This window comes from Alcaligenes parafaecalis, assembly GCF_026344135.1.
Lineage (GTDB): Bacteria > Pseudomonadota > Gammaproteobacteria > Burkholderiales > Burkholderiaceae_B > Alcaligenes > Alcaligenes parafaecalis.
In genome coordinates, this window is record NZ_JAPKNA010000003.1 from 17,971 (window position 1) to 37,167 (window position 19,197).

General features: G+C 55.1%; 20 protein-coding genes. 16 read left to right on the top strand and 4 right to left on the bottom strand.

Features of this window, described 5'->3' with window-relative positions; translation table 11 throughout:
• Positions 1-3 precede the first annotated feature (3 nt).
• From upp to OSH09_RS10725, 12 genes are all read left to right on the top strand, one after another.
• Complete coding sequence (upp, locus tag OSH09_RS10670) at positions 4-654, top strand: uracil phosphoribosyltransferase (protein ID WP_207873342.1); 651 nt, start codon at positions 4-6, stop codon at positions 652-654.
• Positions 655-756: 102 nt separating this feature from the next.
• Positions 757-1,473, top strand: a complete 717-nt coding sequence (locus tag OSH09_RS10675) for a hypothetical protein (RefSeq protein WP_207873343.1) — start codon at positions 757-759, stop codon at positions 1,471-1,473.
• Positions 1,474-1,540: 67 nt separating this feature from the next.
• Entirely contained in the window at positions 1,541-1,858 is a 318-nt protein-coding gene (locus OSH09_RS10680) for a DUF883 family protein (RefSeq protein WP_207873344.1), read from the top strand.
• Positions 1,859-2,016: 158 nt separating this feature from the next.
• Positions 2,017-2,406: a phage holin family protein gene (locus OSH09_RS10685; protein WP_207873345.1), complete on the top strand. Its 390-nt coding sequence runs from the start codon at positions 2,017-2,019 to the stop codon at positions 2,404-2,406.
• Entirely contained in the window at positions 2,403-2,792 is a 390-nt protein-coding gene (locus tag OSH09_RS10690) for a hypothetical protein (RefSeq protein WP_266120975.1), read from the top strand. The genes OSH09_RS10685 and OSH09_RS10690 overlap by 4 nt, the downstream gene beginning before the upstream one ends.
• A 160-nt stretch (positions 2,793-2,952) precedes the next feature.
• A complete protein-coding gene (locus OSH09_RS10695; protein WP_266120976.1) occupies positions 2,953-3,831 on the top strand; it encodes a LysR substrate-binding domain-containing protein in 879 nt (292 codons plus the stop codon).
• A gap of 247 nt (positions 3,832-4,078) precedes the next feature.
• On the top strand, positions 4,079-5,302 hold the full coding sequence (locus OSH09_RS10700; RefSeq protein WP_207873348.1) for an aromatic ring-hydroxylating oxygenase subunit alpha: 1,224 nt from the start codon (positions 4,079-4,081) through the stop codon (positions 5,300-5,302).
• Between the two features lie 18 nt (positions 5,303-5,320).
• Positions 5,321-6,286 (top strand): PDR/VanB family oxidoreductase, encoded by a 966-nt coding sequence (locus OSH09_RS10705; RefSeq protein ID WP_266120977.1) that lies wholly within the window; start codon positions 5,321-5,323, stop codon positions 6,284-6,286.
• A gap of 21 nt (positions 6,287-6,307) precedes the next feature.
• The gene (locus OSH09_RS10710) at positions 6,308-7,180 is read left to right on the top strand and encodes an NAD-dependent epimerase/dehydratase family protein (protein ID WP_266120978.1); all 873 of its coding nucleotides are present in this window, start codon (positions 6,308-6,310) and stop codon (positions 7,178-7,180) included.
• A gap of 50 nt (positions 7,181-7,230) precedes the next feature.
• Positions 7,231-7,845, top strand: a complete 615-nt coding sequence (locus OSH09_RS10715) for an NAD-dependent dehydratase (protein ID WP_266120979.1) — start codon at positions 7,231-7,233, stop codon at positions 7,843-7,845.
• A gap of 9 nt (positions 7,846-7,854) precedes the next feature.
• Positions 7,855-9,027: an oxamate carbamoyltransferase subunit AllG family protein gene (locus OSH09_RS10720; protein ID WP_266120980.1), complete on the top strand. Its 1,173-nt coding sequence runs from the start codon at positions 7,855-7,857 to the stop codon at positions 9,025-9,027.
• A complete protein-coding gene (locus OSH09_RS10725; RefSeq protein WP_266120981.1) occupies positions 9,008-10,318 on the top strand; it encodes an amidase in 1,311 nt (436 codons plus the stop codon). The genes OSH09_RS10720 and OSH09_RS10725 overlap by 20 nt, the downstream gene beginning before the upstream one ends.
• 68 nt (positions 10,319-10,386) lie before the next feature.
• Here OSH09_RS10725 and OSH09_RS10730 read toward each other — a convergent pair whose 3' ends face one another.
• Both OSH09_RS10730 and OSH09_RS10735 read right to left on the bottom strand, forming a co-directional pair.
• Positions 10,387-10,821, bottom strand: coding sequence for a hypothetical protein (locus tag OSH09_RS10730; protein ID WP_207873354.1), 435 nt, complete (start codon positions 10,819-10,821; stop codon positions 10,387-10,389).
• Between the two features lie 249 nt (positions 10,822-11,070).
• Positions 11,071-12,450, bottom strand: a complete 1,380-nt coding sequence (locus OSH09_RS10735; RefSeq protein ID WP_207873355.1) for an MFS transporter — start codon at positions 12,448-12,450, stop codon at positions 11,071-11,073.
• A 309-nt stretch (positions 12,451-12,759) separates the two neighbouring features.
• Here OSH09_RS10735 and OSH09_RS10740 point away from each other — a divergent pair, with 309 nt between their 5' ends.
• Together OSH09_RS10740 and gloA are read left to right on the top strand one after the other, a co-directional pair.
• On the top strand, positions 12,760-13,680 hold the full coding sequence (locus OSH09_RS10740) for a LysR family transcriptional regulator (protein WP_266120982.1): 921 nt from the start codon (positions 12,760-12,762) through the stop codon (positions 13,678-13,680).
• A gap of 96 nt (positions 13,681-13,776) precedes the next feature.
• A complete protein-coding gene (gene gloA / locus OSH09_RS10745; protein WP_266120983.1) occupies positions 13,777-14,193 on the top strand; it encodes a lactoylglutathione lyase in 417 nt (138 codons plus the stop codon).
• A 124-nt stretch (positions 14,194-14,317) separates the two neighbouring features.
• On the opposite strand, the gene OSH09_RS10750 is transcribed toward gloA, so the two are convergent.
• A complete protein-coding gene (locus tag OSH09_RS10750) occupies positions 14,318-15,862 on the bottom strand; it encodes a UbiD family decarboxylase (protein WP_207873358.1) in 1,545 nt (514 codons plus the stop codon).
• A gap of 142 nt (positions 15,863-16,004) precedes the next feature.
• Between OSH09_RS10750 and OSH09_RS10755 the strand changes: the two genes are divergently transcribed.
• Positions 16,005-16,844 carry a lytic transglycosylase domain-containing protein gene (locus OSH09_RS10755; protein ID WP_207873359.1) on the top strand — a complete coding sequence of 280 codons (840 nt, stop codon included), beginning with the start codon at positions 16,005-16,007 and terminating at the stop codon, positions 16,842-16,844.
• 95 nt (positions 16,845-16,939) lie between these two features.
• Here the strand turns inward: OSH09_RS10755 and OSH09_RS10760 are convergent, their stop codons facing one another.
• On the bottom strand, positions 16,940-18,100 hold the full coding sequence (locus OSH09_RS10760; RefSeq protein ID WP_222667659.1) for a pyridoxal phosphate-dependent aminotransferase: 1,161 nt from the start codon (positions 18,098-18,100) through the stop codon (positions 16,940-16,942).
• Positions 18,101-18,242: 142 nt separating this feature from the next.
• On the opposite strand from OSH09_RS10760, the gene OSH09_RS10765 reads away from it, so the two are divergent.
• A complete protein-coding gene (locus tag OSH09_RS10765) occupies positions 18,243-19,142 on the top strand; it encodes a hypothetical protein (RefSeq protein WP_266120984.1) in 900 nt (299 codons plus the stop codon).
• The last annotated feature ends 55 nt before the right edge of the window (positions 19,143-19,197 follow it).

Below are 19,197 nucleotides of genomic sequence, written 5' to 3' on the forward strand. Positions count from 1 at the left end.
ATCATGCCCATACACGAAATACGCCACCCTTTGATCCGCCACAAACTGGGCTTGATGCGCAAGGCAGATCTCAGCACCAAGAATTTCCGCGAAATGTCCCAGGAAATTGCTTCCTTGCTGACCTACGAGGCGTGCAAGGATCTGCCTCTGGAACCCACTACCATTTCGGGCTGGTGTGGTGATGTGGAAGTGGAAAAGCTGGCTGGCAAGAAAGTGACGGTCGTTCCTATCTTGCGTGCCGGTATTGGCATGCTGGACGGTGTGTTGAGCCTGATCCCGGGTGCCAAGGTCAGTGTGATCGGTATCGCCCGTAACGAAGAGACCTTTGAGGCCCAGACCTATCTGGAGCGCCTGGTGGGTGAACTGGACCAGCGTCTGGCCCTGATTATCGACCCTATGCTGGCAACCGGTGGTTCCATGGTCGCCACGATTGATCTGCTGAAAAAAGCGGGCTGCAAAAATATTCGTGCTCTGGTGCTGGTGGCGGCTCCCGAAGGTATCGCCACTCTTGAAAAACACCACCCTGATGTCCATATCTATACCGCGTCCATTGATCAGCACCTGGACGAACATGGTTATATCGTGCCTGGTCTGGGCGACGCTGGTGACCGTATTTTTGGTACACGTCAAAAAGTTCAGGACGGCGATATTTAAGCCCAGAACTTGTTGTGCTTTTTTACAATCCCTTGCCAGTACACCAGAGGGGATAGGCATAATAAAGAGTCAAACTTAAGTTTCACTGAAACCAGGATGTACATGAAACTGAATGCTTGGATGTTTGCACCGCTGTTTGTCATGATGGGCTTGAGCTCGGCTCAGGCCGGTCTGTGTGACGTGCCGTTTATGCGGGACGGCGGGCAAGTACAACTGACGGGCTCGGGTTTTCTGGCCATGGGCGCGGATCTGGCTTTCTCCGACGTAAAAAAGCAGGGCGGCGACCAATGTCAGGCTCGCGTGCAGGGCAAGGCCAGTGTGGCTCTGGCAGGCTTGCCTGCCAGCAAGCCCAATATTGATTATGTGATGACTGTGCGCGATGGCCGCACCCGCTTTCAGCGTGATGATGGCCGTGGTGGTCTGGAAGCCGTGCAAGGCTCTTTTGACCTGCGCCTGTTAGGTCTGTTTTCTTATGAGCATGGCGGATTGCAGGAAGGTCAGACCTTTCCTCGCCAGGATTTTCAGGTCAATCTGGACAAGCGGTCGGCATCCAATGTCTTGCGTATCCATACGGGTGCCAAGACGGTCGGAGCCCAGCAAACCGTGCAGACGGCCTTAGGCAACTATCAATGTTGGCCTATTCGCTATCAGCGCGAGATCGAGCCTACCCAGGCCAGTTTTAGCGGCATCAGCTTGCCGATTCCGGGTATTAATTCCCAGGTTACCGACTGGTACTGCCCGGATGTGCAGATGGTCATGAAACAGGAAAGTATTCAGAACGGTGTTCCGTCCACGGTGGATGTGACGCAACTGAAGTAAACCAGTGATCAATTCACTTGGCGATACGTATTTGTCGCGTGTCCCTTTCAACTGCAAGGAGTTATATATGGCTACCAAGAAAAGTGTGGAAAACAGCGGAGACAAATTCATCGAAGAGGTGAAAGCAAGTCTGGATGAGGCCGAACAATTGATGCGTGAAGCAGCCGAAGCCACGGGCGACAAAGCCGGTGAGCTGCGTGAGAAAGCCTTGCGCTCATTGCGTCTGACCCGGGATTCCTTGCACGACGCCCAGGAAGCGGTGGTTGAGCACAGCGTGCGTGCTGCCAAAGCCACCGATAACTATGTCCATGACAAGCCCTGGCAAGCCATTGGCGTAGCCGGTGTTGTGGGCCTGATGTTCGGCATGCTGATCAGCCGTCGTTAATCTGTCTTTGCTCTGCGCTGCTGGCCCTGTCCGGGGCTGCAGCAGCAAAAAAAGTAGCTCTGCCGATCTGGGCCTTGTGTTTCAGGTCGGCAGCCTTTTAGACCTTAGGCACTTGTCCTTGCTGTTCATGACAGGATGCCGCAGAGCAGGGATACATCATGGCGCTTAGGCAAACGATCAGTCAGCTAGGTTCGACCTTGATAGGGGCTGTCAGTACGCGCCTGGAGCTATTTGCTCTGGAAGCCGGTCAGCAAAAGGCGAGCCTGATTACCATCTTCAGCATGGTGTTCGGCGCACTGCTGTTCTCCACGCTGGCCGTGCTGGTGTTCAGCTTGTTGCTGGCTTTGTACTTTTGGCCTACCGATTACCGTTATTGGGCTCTTGGGGTGTTGGTTGTTCTGTACGCCGGTTTGGGAATAGGTTTGTTCCTGGCCGTACGTCGACGCCTGACTACCGGTCCGATTCCTTTTTCAGCCACCTTGTCCGAGCTGCGTCGCGATGTCGCGTTTATTGAGCGCTTGAGGGATTCCGAGGGAGACGGGAAATGAGCACTAAGCAAGAGAGCATGTCCGCCCAGCAGCGGGCCGTGCGTATCGAACTGCTGCGAGTCCGCGCCTCCTTGGAGCGGCAGACCATGTCGTCCCAGATCCATTCCCTGGGCGATGACTTGAGTCCTGGCAATTTGTGGAACAGCGTCAAACCCTCCGGCTTGAGCATGGGCGGTGTTGTGACCAGTGCCTTGTCCTTGTCGCGTCGTTATCCGTTTTTGCTGTCGGGTGCGTCGGCTGTACTGAGCAGTTTTGGCGGTCGATGGATGCGGATCGGGGCCTTGGCTCTGGGGGCGTGGAAGCTGTTTGACTCGGCCAAGTCGTCTCGGGAAAAAGCACGTAGCGTGCTGGTTCCGGTGCGGCGCAAGACCGATGAGCAAGAGTAAGCCTGCATGTATTTTGAAAAACCGGCCCAGGCCGGTTTTTTTTATGCCTATCAACAAGTCCGTATTCTGCCTGACTGGTTTTTGAGGTCGACAGGGCTTATGCTCCCGATAATAAATAATTCCAAACCAAAGCGACCATCATCAGGAGACATAGCCCGTCATGCAGGTGCCATTACTGAATGCCTTAAGAACCTTTACGGTGTCCGCACAAAGGTTGAACTTCACCAAGGCGGCAGAAGATCTGCTGGTCTCTCCTTCGGCGGTGAGTCACCAGGTCAAGGTTCTGGAAGAGTATCTGGGCTGCAAGCTGTTTTTGCGTAAAAACCGCTCTTTGGAGCTGACGGACAAGGGCCAGTTCCTGTTTGATCGTCTGCAACGACCGTTTTATGAAATCAACCAGGCCTTGAGCGAATTGCGCATGCCGCATGGCAAAAGCCGTATCAACCTATCCCTGCGGCCTTTCGTATCCAGCATGTGGTTTACGGGACAGTTGGGTGATTTCTGGTTGAAACACCCGGATATTGAAATTAATTTGCTGCACCGCCTGCAAGCACCGGATTTTTTCAGAGACAACATCAACTTTGCGATTGTCTGGGGCAAGCAGGATGATTGGCCGCAGTTACAGACCTTGCGCATTATTCCGGGCAATCTGACGCCAGTGTGTGCGCCGTCTTATTTGCAGGCTCATGGCAAGATCGAATCTGCTGCCGAGTTGAACCAGCATGTGCTGATCCATGAAGAAAATCAGTTGTGCTGGGAACAATGGCTACGCAAGGCGGCGGGGCAGGATTTGACGGCCAAGAAGGGTTTCCATATTGATGACACGAATGTGCGCATGAACGCCGTTCTGAATGGGCAAGGCGTGATGCTGGGCTGTCCGGCGCTGTTGCGGCCCATGATCGAGAAGGGGGACATTGTTCAGCTCTTTGACGTGTATCTGGATGAATATGCCTATTTTCTGGCCTACCCCAAAGAAGCCAATATCAGCAGTCAGGAGCAGGAGTTCATTGACTGGGTCGCCTCTATCGCCATTCCTTAAGCTGCACCTGACTCTGCTTCTTCGGTAGCAGCAGTAGCTGGCAGTAGCGCTAGCAATCACAGTCACTATCGCCTTGAGAGCCTGCCTATCAGCAGGCTTTTTTGCGTCTGTTTTCACTCAGCCTCAAAAAAAACTCATCGTTCCGTCAAATTTGCTCAATTTTCAAGCCTCGTCCCCTGTCGCATGATTGGTCTGACCTAATAACAAGCCATTCAGGGTGCTCTTGCAGACCCGAGGAGATATCAAGATGAATAAAGCCCTACGCTCACCGATCGCAATTGAGGAGTTCGATCGAAGCTACTTTCAGCAGGAAACGGATGAGGTCTATGCCTTGCCGCCCGAGTGCTTCAACTCGGAAGACTTCTTTGAGTTCGAGCTGAATGCGGTATGGAAGAAGCAGTGGTTCTGTGTGGGCCGCGCCACCGATATTCCCAATGCAGGTGACTTCTTCACCTTTGATGTGGGTAATGACGCGCTATTTGCCATTCGCACCCGTGAAGGCGGCATTAATGTGCTGTCCAACGTGTGCCGCCACCGCAATATGCTTTTGCTGGAAGGCACGGGCAATGTGCGCCGCATTAGTTGTCCTTTGCACGCCTGGGTCTACAACATGGAAGGCGAGCTGGTGTCCGCCCCTGGCCTGACTGATACCGGTGCCAGCTTTGATCCGAAAAGTGTCTGTCTGCCCAAGATCCGTACCGAGGTCTGGGAAGGCTTCATTTTCATCAATTACGACGCTTTGGCTCCTGCCCTGCATACCCGCCTGGAAAACCTGGGCAAGCAGTTGGCAAATTACCGCATGTCAGAACTGAAGTCTTCCGAGCCCTTGAAGATGGAGAGTTTTGACTGGAACTGGAAGATCTTTAACGACGAGTGCTACCACTGCAGCTTTCTGCATGCTTCCTCCTGGGGCGGTATGTACGAAACCAATCCCGACCGCGTGGATGAAGGCGCAGTCTTTAACGATGTCTCTAATGGCATCGTGTCCTACAACCTGATCTCCACGCACATCGATGCGGCCCCTACCCATACCGGTTCGGTTCTGCAGCCGCCCATGGGCTCGTTGACCGATCAGGAGCGTACCCAACTGTCCTACGTGACGGTGGCGCCAAACCTGCTGCTGGTGGCCATGCCCGACAAGGTGAAGTACTTCATGTGGCTGCCCAAAAGCGCCAAGCAATCGACCTATGGCGTGTCCTGGATGTACCCGCAATCCACGCTGGAGCGCGAGGATCACAAAGAGAAATTCGACCAGGAACACGATGATCTGTACCCGGTCATGATCGAGGATCTGTTTGCATGGCGTCGTTCGCACATGGGCATGCAGTCCAATTTTGCCTCCCGTGGTCGTTTGACCAACGAGGAACTGGTCATCAAGCGTTTGCAGAACTGGCTGATTGATTTGTACCGCGCAGAAGACAGCCGGGCAGACGAGCAGAGCCGGGTCCTGCCGATCCGAGCGATTGCCTAAGGGAGCGGGAGCAGCATCATGCAGCAAACATTGCAAACACGCGTGCTGAAAAAGACCCGGCTATCAGAGCGGGTGGTGGGTTTGACGCTCGGTCTGCAAAACGGGGCAGAGTTTCCCGTCTGGGAGCCGGGCGCTCATATTGAGCTGGAACTGGCGGTCTCCAAGGATGAGCCGCTCTATCGACAGTATTCACTCTGCGGCCAACAGACCAATACGCGTGAATGGCAAATTGCGGTTCTGAAAGAGGACGCTGGTCGGGGTGGCTCTGCCTATATCCATGAGGTGTTGCAGGAAGGTGATGTTGTAGCGGTCAGCAGCCCGAAGAATCACTTTCCCTTTGCTGCAGATAAGAAGTGCTTTTTTATCGCGGGCGGTATAGGTATTACGCCCATCGTGCCTATGGTCCAGGCGGCGGCTGCAGCCGGTCTGGACTGGCATTTGTTGTATCTGGCCAGAAACGCGGCAGATTTCATCTTTCTTCACGAGTTGCAGCAAGTGGATGGGGCCCGCATTACGGCACATGCCTCCAATCAGGATGGCTTGTTTGATTTGCAGGGAGCCTTGCAGGCGCTGGATGAGAACACCGTCGTGTACTCCTGCGGCCCGCAAGTTTTGCTCAATGCCTTGGAAAGCTATCAACAGGAACAGACAGAAATTGGCTGGCAACTGGTGCTGGAGCGCTTCTCGGTGGAAGCCGACCCTGCTTTGTTGCAGGGCCAGAGCTTTACGGTGACTTTGCAGAAATCTGGCAAAAGCATCGTGGTCGCCAGTGATGAAAGCATCCTGGCCGCCCTGAAGCGTGAGGGGATACGGGTCAAGTGCTCGTGCCAGAACGGGACTTGCGGCACTTGCGAGACGGTGGTGATTTCGGGCCTGCCTGAACACCGGGATTTCGTCTTGTCCCCCGAGGAGCGGCAGCTTAATGAAACCATGATGATCTGCGTCTCGCGGGCCGTGTCGGCTGAATTGGTTTTGGATCTATAACAATAAACAGGAGAACACACCATGAAAAAAGTGGTGGTTACAGGCGGCTCGGGCCGTGTGGGGTCTTACGTGGTTCAGCAGCTTATGCAGACCATGGACGTGGTGGTGGCCGATTTGAAGCCCAGCCAGCATCAGGTTTCATTCATTCAAACTGACGTGATGGATCTGGAGGCCGTACGCGCTGCCACCAAAGATGCCGACGCGGTCATCCATCTGGCGGCGATCGACTTCGACTGGAAAGCGCCGGAAGAGCAATACATCAATGTCAATGTGCGGGGCACCTGGCATGTACTGCAAGCCTGTCGCGAAAACGGTGTCAAGAAAGTGGTGCTGTGTTCCAGCATTTCGGCCTGCGGTCTGTCTGAAATGCGCGCGGACTGGAAGCCCCAGTATCTGCCTGTGGATGAGGCCCACGAGAACAAGCCTTATCAGGCCTACAGTGTCAGCAAGATCATGATGGAGCAGATGGCAAAGAGCTTTAGCGATGCCACGGATATGGACGTGATCTGCTTGCGTCCGCTGGCGGTGGTCTTGCCGGAAACCATTGCCGAATACATCCAGTTTGTGGATAGCCCGGATCGTAATTGGCTGTTCTATTACATCTGGGCGGCTGATCTGGCGCGTGCCTTTGAAGCGGCCGTCAATGTGCAGGGCTTGCGCTATGGCGTGTTCTTCATCAGTGCGGACGACAGCTCTCATCCTGCGGCAACGACCGAGTGGTATCAGCAGATTATTGGCCCTGTCCCGCCCATCAAGAACCCGCGTTGGTATCAGAACAATCCACGCGCTTCCATTTTCAGCAGCAGTGCTGCCAAGGACATCCTGGGCTGGCAGCCCAGCACGGATTTCACGCAGTTACGCGAAGAATATGCAGTGGCAAAAGAACAGGCTTGAGAGCAGCCAGATCAAGCCCATGACTAAAAACACAAGTACGGAGACTGAGCATGAACGGTATTAAAACAGGCACCTTGGACTGGACGGGCGACAACCCTTTTATCTACTTGAAAACCGATCCTGATCTGGACTGGTCTTCCTTGTCCTTGTATTTCCGTATCGCCAGTTCGGAATACGGTAGTGGTCAGGCCATTCTGGTGCTGGACAAGCCTTACGAGGAAGGAGAGGAGAGTGACGCGCGCTGGCTGATTACCGATAACGAGGCCCTGGCAGAGTATCTGGTGCGTGATTTTGTGCGTCATTTTGGCCTGTTTCGCAAAGCGGTCGCCCTGGATAAATTGAAGGTGTTGGGTGATGGCGTATTTCAGACCGTCAACCGCTTTCCTGAGCTGGTCACAGAATCGGTCAGCTCGGCCAGTGCGGGTCTGGAGATAGCGCTGCAATGGCATCAAATGACCCAGCCTGCGATTTGTGTGGATTTGCCGCAAAGCCAGACTCAAACCCAGAAGCACGAAATGATGTGTGTGTTTCATCCCGCTCAGCAGGCCAGGGTGTTGATTAATGGCACCGCTTTGCCCGGTAGCACCATAGAGCGGGACTTCAATGGCACGCGGGCGCAATCGGCCAGCCTGGCCAATAGTGAAACCTGGGTGCGCGTGGCGTAAGGAGGGCATATGGCTCAGCATGTAGACAAGCAAGCCGCCGCCGTCCTGCCGTTCTGGACTGGGGTCAAGCCACTGCAAGCAATTCTGCCGTCACAGGACCGTCTGGTTTTACATGCCGGGCCTCCTTTTCGCGATGCGGCAGAGTTACCGCCAGCCATCCGTAATTCGGTGCTGGTGGGAATCCTGTATGAAGGCTGGGCAAGCAGCAAGACAGAAGCACAAGCCTTGCTGGATGAGGGCGGAGTGCAGCTTGCGCCTGCCCAGGATTACGATGTGGTCGTTCCCTTGGCTGGCGTGGTGACACCTTCCATGTATGTGCTGGAGGTGAGCGACAGCAATCGGCCTGAGAACAAAAAGTACTCTGTGCTGAATGAAGGGATGCAGTGGTGCACCCGCCTGGGTATTTTTGCCGATGAAATGGTGCCGCATCTGCGCTGGCTGCATCAGGATCTGGGTTCAAGGCTGGCCACTCACTTTGGTGGTCCAGTCAATCTGGCTCCGATTGTGCAGGCTTCCCTGCTCAATGGTGATGATGGTCATGCCCGCACGATGCATGCCTCCGACTTGCTGGCCGACATTATTGTCTCCTGGGGCATTAATGATGAGCAAAGTACAAGCTTTCTCTACGGTGCGATGGCATGGGCCTTGAACTACTGGATGGCTGCCAGCGCCCTGATTCTGGCGACGCAGGCACGCGCTGAAGGAGCAGATACCATTGTCAAAGTAGGTGGCAATGGCCTGCGCTTTGGTCTGCAACTGGCGGGTTCAAGCAACTGGTTGGTGGTAGATGCCCCTCTTATTGCCGGTCAGAAAGAAGCGGCTAAAGAACAGGCCCAGGCTCTGGGCGCTTTGGGCGATAGTGCGGTGGTGGATTTTCTGGGTCTGGGTGGGCAGTGTCTGGATCTGGCTGGCTTAAGTGCGAAGAACTTGCAGGCCTTTTTGCCCGCAGATTATCTGAGTCGGCAAAGCCGGTTTTTGATGACGCGTTTGCCTTTTCTGGCCGGGCGTCTGGGTGTGAGTGATATGGCTGCAATCAAAACCAGTGATACAGGGCCCCTGGTCTTGCTGGGCATGATTGATGCCGCTGGGGAGCAGGGTCGAATCGGGGGCGGAGTGGCAACCGTGGATGCCCAGTTGTTGCATCGTCTGAAGGAGTGGCAGCATGAAACGACAGTGGTTTAAGTTGCCCTTGCACCAGTTGCTGCATTCCCTGCATACAGGGGAGGCCACCTTGCCGGAGATCATGGCGTCTTTTTACGAACGCATTGCCGTTCGTGATGAAAAGGTGGGTGCCTGGCAGTATCTGATTGACCAGGAAGACTATCTGGCCGAATACGAAAGCCGCAGCGAGTTCTACAAGGCCTCGCCCTTGATGGGGCTGCCCTTCGCGGTCAAGGATGTGATTGATACGGCTGATATCCCCACCACCATGGGCTCGGCGATTCATCAGGATCGTATCCCGGATATGGATGCGTCTTGTGTGACGGCCATGAAAGCGGCAGGCGGTATTTTGATGGGCAAAACCGTCACTACCGAATTTGCCTATTTTCAGGCGGGAAAAACGAGTAACCCCCATGATCCACAGCGCACGCCAGGTGGTTCGTCCAGTGGTTCCGCTGCGGCTGTGGCGGACTACATGGTGCCGATTGCCTTTGGGACTCAAACAGCGGCTTCGGTGATTCGGCCTACCTCGTTTTGTGGCTGCATTGGCTACGTAGGCAGCAAGAATGAGTTCTCCTTGCGCAATATCCAGCCCCTGGCTCAATCACTGGATTCGCTGGGCATCATCAGCAACGATGTGCTCGATACCCTGTTGGTACGCAATATCCTGCTGCATAAATCCTTGAACCTGGCAGCACCGGGCACTCCGCAGTCTTATGTGTTTGCCACCTTCTCGGGGGAGGCTTTGGGTGATATTCAGGCTCCCATGCTGGAGACCTTGACGGCGTGCCAGCAAGCCTTGCAGGAGCAGGGGCATCAAGCCATCGACTTTCCCTTTGTGGATGCCATCACAGAGTTGACGGCCTTGCATGCCCAGATCATGGCTTATGAAGTGGCCCGTAATCTGCTCTACGAGCAACAGCAGCCTGAAGCCTTGAGTACGCACATGCAGGGCTTGATGAGCAGCGGTCTGGCTTTGCCTTACAAGGAGTACATCATCGCCTTGCAGCGAGCCGATGAGCTTAAGCGCAGCTTGCTGCAGTGGTTTGAACGCGAGCAAGTGGACTTCATACTGGCACCCGCTGCGGCAGGGGTGGCCCCGTCTAAAACGGAAGGGACGGGGGCGCCTTTCATGAGCCGGGCCTGGCAGCTTGTCGGCCTTCCTGTTGTTTCCTTGCCTTTGGGCTATCACCAGAAAATGCCTCTGGGTTTGCAGTTGATTGGCAAGCCGCATCAAGATGATCTCTTGCTGTCGCAAGCCTTGCAATTGCAGCAACGGTTTCTAGGGGCAGGGGCCGCAGTGCTGGTGTAATGGTCTGCCTGCTTGCTGAAACTAAAACGTCCTGTTTTTACAGGACGTTTTTTTATGGGCCGCGGTTCTTACAGCTTGGGCAGAAGGTATTTTTCAAATGCCCATTTCAGGCCATACAGCGCCGCCGCAATGATCGCAGCAATCATCAGGAAGTCGGCGCTGAACACGCTTTGCTGTTGATGCGGCAGTTCCATATAGACATGCTCATTGGCTGGGCGGGCGTAGGTCATGGGAGTGCTGGCCCTGGGTAAATCAGCTTGCAGGACGATGTAGCTGCCGTCGTTGGCAGCCTGCAGCAAGAGCTTGTCCACCTGGGTGTTTTGCAGGCCTGGCTCGTTCTGGTTTGTGCACAGACGCTGGGTGCCCTGGCTCCAGTTGTCCTGAGCATCAGGGCAGTAGGCATGAATCGTGTGCCCATTGCTGAATTCCACAGTCAGCCATCCTTCAGCGCGCGAGCTGTCATCGCTGCGTACCGTTACGTCTGTCAGGCTTATGGTGGTCATATCGGGTTTCCCTTTGGCAGCGCGCGCTCGTTCTTGGGTCTGCAGGAGGCAGGGAGTGAGTCTACTGTGGCTGTGTTCTATAGATAGAAGGCTATTCTATCGAAGCAGCTAAGGGAATATGCTTTTTGTATACGCTGAATTTCGTTTTTGTGAATAAGGTTTACCGTAAATCAATTCTTTTTCGGCATAAAAAAACAGCCCTGTAAAACAGGGCTGTTTGATATCGACAATATGTCCAGATTTTAGCGTTTAGCCTGCATTGGCTTTACCCAAACTGCTGGCCGCTTTGCCATCAGGCACAGGTTCGGTGTGATAGCGGCGCAAGGGCTTGTTGGCCGTCTCGGGCATTAATACTGTGACCCAGAAAAAGCACAGCACAGCGACCACTGTCACGTAGAAAGCAGGAGCCAGATAGCTGCCGGTTTGTGTGGTCAGCCAGATAGCCAGGTACGGTGCAGTGCCACCGAAAATCGCGAAGGTGATGTTGTAGCACATGCTCGACGCGGTATAGCGCATGTCAGTGGGGAACATCTCGGACAGCAGGGTGACGGCCACGACACTGGCGGCGACCTGACCAATCCCGATAATCAGCATCCCGATAATGGCGGCTTGCAAGGAGGCCCCATTGCTGACGATCATGTAGGCGGGAATGGTAAACAGCGCATGCCATACCGCAGCAAACTGCATCATTTTGCGACGGCCCACCTTGTCGGAAATAATCCCGGCAATCGGAGTCAGGGCAGTAACGAACAGCAAGGCAACCATATTGGCGGTCAGGGACTGGACCGACGACAAACCAATGACGGTACGCAGGAAGGTGTTCATGTAGGTGGAGAAGATGTAGAAGGACAGGGCGTACAGCACGATAAAGCCGCCCAGCTTCACAATATTGGAACCTTCCGCCTTGAATACCTGCGAGGCGCTGTAGCTGATCTGGCCCTTTTTCTCTGCCCGCATTTGTTGGAACTCGGGCGATTCGGCCAGGTGGTCACGAATGAAGAAAGCCACAATCCCCATAGGAATAGCCAGCAGGAAAATGGTGCGCCAGCCCCAGTCGCCCATCGCCTCGGTGCCGACAATTGCGGCCAGACCCGCGCTGATCCCGGCGGCCAGCGCAAAGGCAAAGTAGGTTGCGCCGGACATGGCCCAGGCGTAGGAATTGCGCTTGTTCATGGGACTGTGTTCAACGGTGTATATGGTGGCGCCGGTGTATTCGCCACCCGCCGACAGCCCCTGAATACAGCGGATGATGATCAGCAGAATCGGTGCCCAGATACCAATGCTGTGGTAGGTGGGAATCAGGCCAATAGCGGCGGTAGAGCCAGACATCAGCAGAACCGTCAGGGCCAGAATCTTCTTGCGGCCAATCCGGTCACCCAGCCTGCCAAAGTAAATGCCCCCCAAGGGCCGCACAATGAACGAGACCAGGAACACCGCAAAGGTGGCCAGCAAGCCTGCCATCTTGTCTTCGGTCGGGAAGAAGTTCTGTGCAATATAGACGGCCATATAGCCGAATAAAGCAAAATCAAACCACTCAACAATGGTGCCCGCCGCCGAACCCATCATTACTTTTTTAATATGGCCGGTATCGGTATGCTCCGATTCGGCCACGGTGTTTGCCCTTTGCATACTTATGTCTCCTCAAGTATTGGGACTATCTGTTTTTTCTGAAATCAAACCCTGTGGGGCTGTCTGTTTTTATTATTGATACCTTGGTATTCGTTTTATTAATGGTGATTCAAACGTCGAATAAAAAATCGACGGGAACGAGGTCATGGTCTCCTTTGTGTCTGGGTCTGCATCAGCTCGGAACACTGGCGTAAACAGGCCGACTGACGCGTGATTGATAAGCTAAACCTCTGCAAATTGCTTGTCCATTCACTATTCGCGCACTATTATTGATCGAGATGTTATTAATCAAAAAAAACGAGCTGAGCCATGATCCCTGGACGTCTTGATTTGCATCACCTGCGTGCCTTTAAAACGGTGGCTGAACAATTGCATTTCAAGAAGGCGGCCGAGCTGCTGCACATCACACAGCCGGGGCTGACGCGCATTATCAAAAAGCTGGAAGAGGACTTGCAGGTAGATCTGTTTGAGCGCAGCACGCGCCAGGTCAGGCTGACAGCGGCAGGGTTCCTGTTATTACAAGAAATAGAGCAGGTTTTTGTGCATCTGGAGCGCGGGATTGAACTGGCCCAGAAAGCCAAGTTTGGCGATATTGGTCACCTGATCATTGCCTATAACGACTACGCCGTGCAGGACGTGCTGCCCCGAACGCTGGAGCACTTCAAGCAGCAGTACTCGAACATCACAACCGATTTGTTATATATGCCCACCCAGCAGCAGATTCAGGGTTTGCAGCAGGGCAGCCTGGACCTGGGTTTTGGTTTTGCCTTCTCGGACGACCCCGAGGAACTGGGTGTGCAGTGGAAGCCGGTATGCCGGGATGATCCTATCGTTCTTCTGCAAAGTGATCACCCGCTGGCAAAGGAAAAGTCGATTCCTTTGGTGGAGCTGGCCAATGAGCGCTTTGTGGTGGGTAGCAAGACGCATTGGCAGGTCTGGCGACGTTATTTTTATTCCTTGTGCCGACATGCCGGTTTTCATCCTAATTCCGTGCAGGAAGCCAGCACCATTACCGGCATCATGAGCATGGTGGCGGCCAATATCGGCATTGCCGTGTTGTCTCAGTCTTTGCGCAAATACGTGCATCGTGATCTGGTGGCCATTGATCTGGACTTGTCGGGCCAGCATCCACAGTCCTTTATCAACATCATGTGGCAGGAAAGTAATGCCAATCCCTGTGTGCCCTTGTTTATTCAGACCATCTCTTCAGAGCTGATGAAGGCGGGCTAGGCCGCTTTGAGTATTTCTCATGGGTCTTTGACGAGCGGTCATGATTGAAGTGGGGCGGTTTTGCTACATTGCCATTTTCAAATACCGGCCCTGCTCATGAGTACCACTGAAATTCAATTTGGCTTTGACCACGCCATGCTGCGCGTTCTGGATCTGGAGCGATCTCTGGCGTTCTACCGGGATACGCTGGGCATGAAAGTTGTACGACACACAGACTATGAGTCCGGTCGATTCAGTAATGTGTTTCTCAGCTTTGATGAAGCCACGCAATCCAGTCTGGAGCTGACCTGGAACTGGGATCAGAACGAGCCTTATGAAAAGGGCGGCGCATTTGGTCATCTGGCCCTGATGGTCAAAGACGTTCATCAGGCGGTGCGCTATCTTGAAGAGCGTGGGGTCAAGGTCAAGACACCTCCAAAGCAGATGAATCATGGCAAACGCACGATTGCGTTTGTGTTCGATCCGGACGAGTACCTGATTGAGTTGGTGGAGCCGCTGACTTTGCCGGGCTAGGCTCGGTCTCGGATGCCATGTTGGAGAGTCCGGTTTGCTGGCCTGAGTAAAACAAAGACCATGCACCGTTGCGGTGATGGTCTTTGTTTGTTTTTGAATGCGCCGGATGAAGGCACGTTCTGATTTACAGCCCCAGTGAACCCCACATATCGTCCACTTTCTTCTTGGTGGACTCATCCATCTTGATAGGTGTGCCCCATTCGCGCTGGGTCTCTCCCGGCCATTTGTTGGTGGCATCCATACCCATCTTGCCGCCCAGTCCCGAGACCGGCGAGGCAAAGTCCAGATAGTCGATGGGTGTGTTCTCGACCAGCACGGTATCGCGCACCGGGTCCATACGAGTAGTCATGGCCCAGATCACTTCCTTCCAGTCGCGCGTGTTCACATCCTCGTCCACCACCACGATGAACTTGGTGTACATGAACTGGCGCAAGATGCTCCAGACGCCGAACATCACGCGCTTGGCATGGCCTGCGTACTGCTTGCGAATCGACACGACGGCCAGTCGGTAGCTGCAGCCTTCGGGTGGCAGGTAGAAGTCCACAATTTCAGGCAATTGCTTGCGCAGCAAAGGCACAAAAACTTCGTTCAGCGCAACGCCCAGAACAGCAGGCTCATCGGGCGGTTTGCCGGTGTAGGTGCTGTGATAAATCGGGTTGCGGCGCATGGTGATGCGCTCGACGGTAAAGACCGGGAACCAGTCTTGCTCGTTGTAGTAGCCGGTGTGATCGCCATAAGGGCCTTCCAGTGCCATCTCGTAGCTGCTGTCGGCAGGCGGCTTCATGCCTTCGGGGACTTCGGGAGCCAGAGCATCCGGGTGATCGCTGGGCAGGATATGACCTTCCAGCACAATTTCGGCCCAGGCGGGCACGGACAAATCGCTACCCAGGGCTTTGGCCACTTCGGTGCGCGAGCCGCGCAGCAAACCGGCAAACTGGTATTCGGACAGGCTGTCAGGAACGGGTGTCACGGCACCCAGAATCGTGGCCGGGTCAGTACCCAGGGCGACTGCAATCGGGAAGGGTTTGCCGGGGTTGCTCAGCGCATGATCGCGGAAATCCAGGGCACCGCCACGGTGGGACAACCAGCGCATGATCAGCTTGTTGCGGCCAATCAACTGCTGGCGGTAAATGCCCAGGTTCTGGCGTTTGGCGTGAGGGCCTTTGGTAATGACCAGGCCCCAGGTCAGCAAGGGAGCCACGTCACCGGGCCAGCACAGTTGCAAGGGAATCTGGTTCAGATCCACATCCTTGCCTTCCAGCACCACTTCCTGACACGCGGGAGAGCGGACATTCTTGGGGCTCATATCCCACAGGGCGGACTTGAGCATGGATACCTTGGACAAGGCATCACGCATCCCGGTGGGGGCTTGCGGCTCTTTCAGATTGGCCAGCAGCTCGCCAGTGTCGCGTAATGCCGACACATCCTGAGCACCCATGCCCCAGGCGACGCGTTGGGGCGTGCCGAACAAGTTGGCCAGGACGGGCATGGCCGCTTTGGAGCCTTGATGCTGGGCGTTTTCAAACAGAAGCGCCGGTCCACCGGCACGCAGTACCCTGTCACTGATTTCAGTCATTTCCAGCGAGGTGGAAACTGGCTGCGTAATCCGTTTCAGATCGCCCTTGGCTTCAAGCTGGGCAATAAAGTCTCTCAAGTCACGGTATTTCACAGAAGAACGGGGCTCCGCTTACAGATAGTTAGGTGGTAAAGAACCTGCCCAAGATCTTTTTATGTCTTGCGGGAACCATGCAAAGACCTTGACCGGGTTCTAAGGTTAACATCGGGCAGTTAGCAATACTAAGGATGATCCCATGGGCTTCCAAGATATGGACTATGTACTTAGTCGCTCGGCCCGCACCCTGACGTATCGCATCGGCGAGTTTGTGCACGTGTGTGCCATGTACCTGGGCATTGCCGTACTGGTGACGATTGCAGCCTGTGTGGTTGTGCCATCGATGCGCGCTCAGTTTAACCAGCTTTATACCGGTCTCGTGCAAACCCTGCGTCCCGAGGCGGTGAAATACGATGCGTACAGCCAGTCGGTCTGGCCTGCGGATAAAACCCAGCCCGCTTTGTCGGAAGAGGGCGAGGACTTGAGCCAGACGGAACAGCAGCAAGCGGTTTCTACGTATCAAGGCTTTATGAAGAACTTGCGTGCGTCGGTAACTGGGCAGCCCATTGCGGGCGTCACTGCGGCCCAGCAGCAGGCCTTGCGCAGCTATCTGGCGCGCAAGTACAAGATTGCCTATTCCGTGGCCGGAGCCTTGATCCACACGGCGTTTATCGTGGGCAAGGAAAAGAATCTGGACCCGCAACTGATTCTGGCTGTGATTGCCATTGAGTCACGCTACAACCCCTATGCGGAAAGTCATGTGGGGGCGCAGGGCCTGATGCAGGTGATGACCAAAGTCCATAAAGAGAAGTTCGATATCTATATGGAAGGGACGTTGGCGGTGCTGAGTCCGGAGGCGAATATTCGCGTGGGTGGGCAGATTCTGTCGGACTGTATTCGTCGCCGTGGTTCGATTGAAGGTGGCTTGGCCTGTTATGTCGGGGCGACTGGGCCTAGCGATGGTGGCTACGGTGCAAAAGTGCTGGCAGAACGCCGCCGCATTGCCTTGGCCTCGGGCATCCCGATTCGCGCACGCTAAGCGGTCTGAGCAGAAAAAGAAATCGGGCCTTGCGGCCCGAAATGCTGTCATGGTGTCGGGCTTCATTGCCCGCGAGACTGAAAAAAACGCTGGGCTTAGCGACCCAGAAATTGCCCCAGACGGCTGATTGCTTCTTGCAAGCGATCCATACCCGTCGCGTAGGATAATCGCAGGGTGTGAGGAGCGTGAAAGGTGCCGAAGTCCCGGCCTGGCACAGCAGCTACACCCGCTTCATGCAAAAGCTGCTGCGAGAAAGCATCGCTGTCCTGACTGTACTCACGAATATCCGTATAGATATAGAAGGCGCCATCCGGGCGGACGGGCACGCGCAGGCCCAGACGCTCCAGCTCGGGCAGCAAGTAGTCCCGACGCTGCTTGAAGGCCAGACGGCGTTCTTCGTAAATGGCCATGGTTTCAGGCTCAAAGCAGGCCAGGGCAGCATGTTGAGCCAAAGAGGGCGCACAAATCGCCAGACTGGCCGCCATGCGCTCGCAGGCTTCCGTCATCCAGGTAGGCAGGATCAACCAGCCCAGACGCCAGCCCGTCATGTGGAAGTACTTGGAAAAGCTATTGATAACAATAATGTCCTGATCCAGGGTCAAGGCGCTGAGTGGTGCCTCTTCATAAAACAGCCCCAGATAAATTTCGTCCATGATGATGAAGCCATCACGGGCGCGCACTTCCTTGATCAGCTCTTGCAGGGCGGGACGGGAAATCGTCGCACCAGTAGGATTGTTGGGCGAAGCAATCAGAACACCACGGGTCTTGGGACCCCAATGCTCGCGAATGTGCTGGGCGCTTAGCTGAAAGCGTTCTTCAGCCGAGGCCGGGATCAGTCGTGCTGTGCCACCCGCCGCCATGATGAAGTTCTGGTTGGCCGGGTAGGACGGATCAGGCATCAACACTTCGTCGCCGGGATTGATCAGGGCCAGCGTAGCCAGAGACAAGGCACCCGAGGCGCCCGCCGTCACCACGATACGGGAAGGGTCGACACGGGCCTGGAACTGCTGCTCGTAATACAGGGCGATGCGTTCACGCAAGGCCGTCAGACCGGCAGGGGCGGTGTATTGGCTTAAGCCTTGGTTGCTGGCCTGATGCAGGGCATCGACCACGGCTTGAGGGGCGGTGAAGTCCGGCTCGCCTATGCCCAGGCTGATAATGTCGCGGCCGGTGGCCTTCAGGGCATTGGCCTGTTTGAAGAGTTCAACTGCATGAAAAGGAAGAACGTGTTCGGTACGACTGGCGAGGCGGGACATACGGCAAATCTCGGGTAAAAAGTGTATTGTAGGACCTTGCTCAAAAGGGCGTCAGGTGGCTGTGGCATGTGCGTGTGCTCGATGGGGGCGCAAACCGGCGGGCCAGTGAGACTCAAGTTTAGGTTTGTTGCAGGAAAAGTCTATGGTTTCTTCGTCGCGGCGTGCATTTTTGATGGGGCGTCGTCCCCCCCAGACGGCTTGGCAGACATTTTGTTCGCGCCTGAAAGCCCGAGTTCAGGGTGAGTGGTCCGAACTCAACGCTGAACCGCATCATGAACAGGCTCGTCTGGAGCCTGCTTCCAGTGCGGACGTACATATGGTGTTGACGCTGGCCGCCGAGTACGGTGTGACGGTGTGTCTGGAAGGTGTGCCGCAGGCTAGTGAAACCGATGGCCCCATGATTGTTCTGGCCCCAGGCCGACAAATGGCTCGTTGTGATCGTCTAGAACCGAATTCCAATCGCTGGTTTGTTCAGCCCGGCTGCCTGCTGGGCGAGATGGAAGCCAAAGGTTTTCAAGGTCTGGCCAATGCTCCGGCTGGGATGACTGTCGCCGCCTGGTTGGCCGACCGGCGTCAGCATGACTGGCCTACAGGTCGTACGGCTTTGTCCGGTGTCTTGCATTGCTCGGTGATTCTGGCCGACAACACGCAAGCTGCTCTGGGTCCTTTTGGGCAGGAAAATCGCAATCCGCTTGATAGCTTGCGAATGCAGCAATTGATTCCTGCTCTGTTCCAACTGATGGGCGACTCTGAAACCCAGACCCTGCGACAAGAGCAGTGGCCCTGCCGTTACCGTCTGGATGCGCTGGAGCCGGTGGAGGGCGAGGGGATCAATCTGGCTCATTTGATGTTGGGTCACGGCGGTGATTTGGCCTGGGTGGAATGGCTGGTGCTGGATGATGCCGTGTTAAGCGGCTCGGACCCGCAAGACTGGTCCTGGCCGAATCAGGAGCAGTCCTGGCAGGCTCAGGATGTGGATAGCCGCATCAAAGCCCTGTTTGATCCTGCGGACCGATTCTCCTATCCAGGCCAGACGCTATAAGTTTGTCCAGGCCTGCGCTTGACCCATGTTGTAACTCAAGGGCTAGAATGGTCCT

Excerpts from the sequence above, each read along its gene's own strand:
- upp (WP_207873342.1), top strand. The coding sequence starts at position 4 with ATGCCCATACACGAAATACGCCACCCTTTGATCCGCCACAAACTGGGC.
- OSH09_RS10675 (WP_207873343.1), top strand. The coding sequence starts at position 757 with ATGAAACTGAATGCTTGGATGTTTGCACCGCTGTTTGTCATGATGGGC.
- OSH09_RS10680 (WP_207873344.1), top strand. The coding sequence starts at position 1,541 with ATGGCTACCAAGAAAAGTGTGGAAAACAGCGGAGACAAATTCATCGAA.
- OSH09_RS10685 (WP_207873345.1), top strand. The coding sequence starts at position 2,017 with ATGGCGCTTAGGCAAACGATCAGTCAGCTAGGTTCGACCTTGATAGGG.
- OSH09_RS10690 (WP_266120975.1), top strand. The coding sequence starts at position 2,403 with ATGAGCACTAAGCAAGAGAGCATGTCCGCCCAGCAGCGGGCCGTGCGT.
- OSH09_RS10695 (WP_266120976.1), top strand. The coding sequence starts at position 2,953 with ATGCAGGTGCCATTACTGAATGCCTTAAGAACCTTTACGGTGTCCGCA.
- OSH09_RS10700 (WP_207873348.1), top strand. The coding sequence starts at position 4,079 with ATGAATAAAGCCCTACGCTCACCGATCGCAATTGAGGAGTTCGATCGA.
- OSH09_RS10705 (WP_266120977.1), top strand. The coding sequence starts at position 5,321 with ATGCAGCAAACATTGCAAACACGCGTGCTGAAAAAGACCCGGCTATCA.
- OSH09_RS10710 (WP_266120978.1), top strand. The coding sequence starts at position 6,308 with ATGAAAAAAGTGGTGGTTACAGGCGGCTCGGGCCGTGTGGGGTCTTAC.
- OSH09_RS10715 (WP_266120979.1), top strand. The coding sequence starts at position 7,231 with ATGAACGGTATTAAAACAGGCACCTTGGACTGGACGGGCGACAACCCT.
- OSH09_RS10720 (WP_266120980.1), top strand. The coding sequence starts at position 7,855 with ATGGCTCAGCATGTAGACAAGCAAGCCGCCGCCGTCCTGCCGTTCTGG.
- OSH09_RS10725 (WP_266120981.1), top strand. The coding sequence starts at position 9,008 with ATGAAACGACAGTGGTTTAAGTTGCCCTTGCACCAGTTGCTGCATTCC.
- OSH09_RS10730 (WP_207873354.1), bottom strand. The coding sequence starts at position 10,821 with ATGACCACCATAAGCCTGACAGACGTAACGGTACGCAGCGATGACAGC.
- OSH09_RS10735 (WP_207873355.1), bottom strand. The coding sequence starts at position 12,450 with ATGCAAAGGGCAAACACCGTGGCCGAATCGGAGCATACCGATACCGGC.
- OSH09_RS10740 (WP_266120982.1), top strand. The coding sequence starts at position 12,760 with ATGATCCCTGGACGTCTTGATTTGCATCACCTGCGTGCCTTTAAAACG.
- gloA (WP_266120983.1), top strand. The coding sequence starts at position 13,777 with ATGAGTACCACTGAAATTCAATTTGGCTTTGACCACGCCATGCTGCGC.
- OSH09_RS10755 (WP_207873359.1), top strand. The coding sequence starts at position 16,005 with ATGGGCTTCCAAGATATGGACTATGTACTTAGTCGCTCGGCCCGCACC.
- OSH09_RS10760 (WP_222667659.1), bottom strand. The coding sequence starts at position 18,100 with ATGTCCCGCCTCGCCAGTCGTACCGAACACGTTCTTCCTTTTCATGCA.
- OSH09_RS10765 (WP_266120984.1), top strand. The coding sequence starts at position 18,243 with ATGGTTTCTTCGTCGCGGCGTGCATTTTTGATGGGGCGTCGTCCCCCC.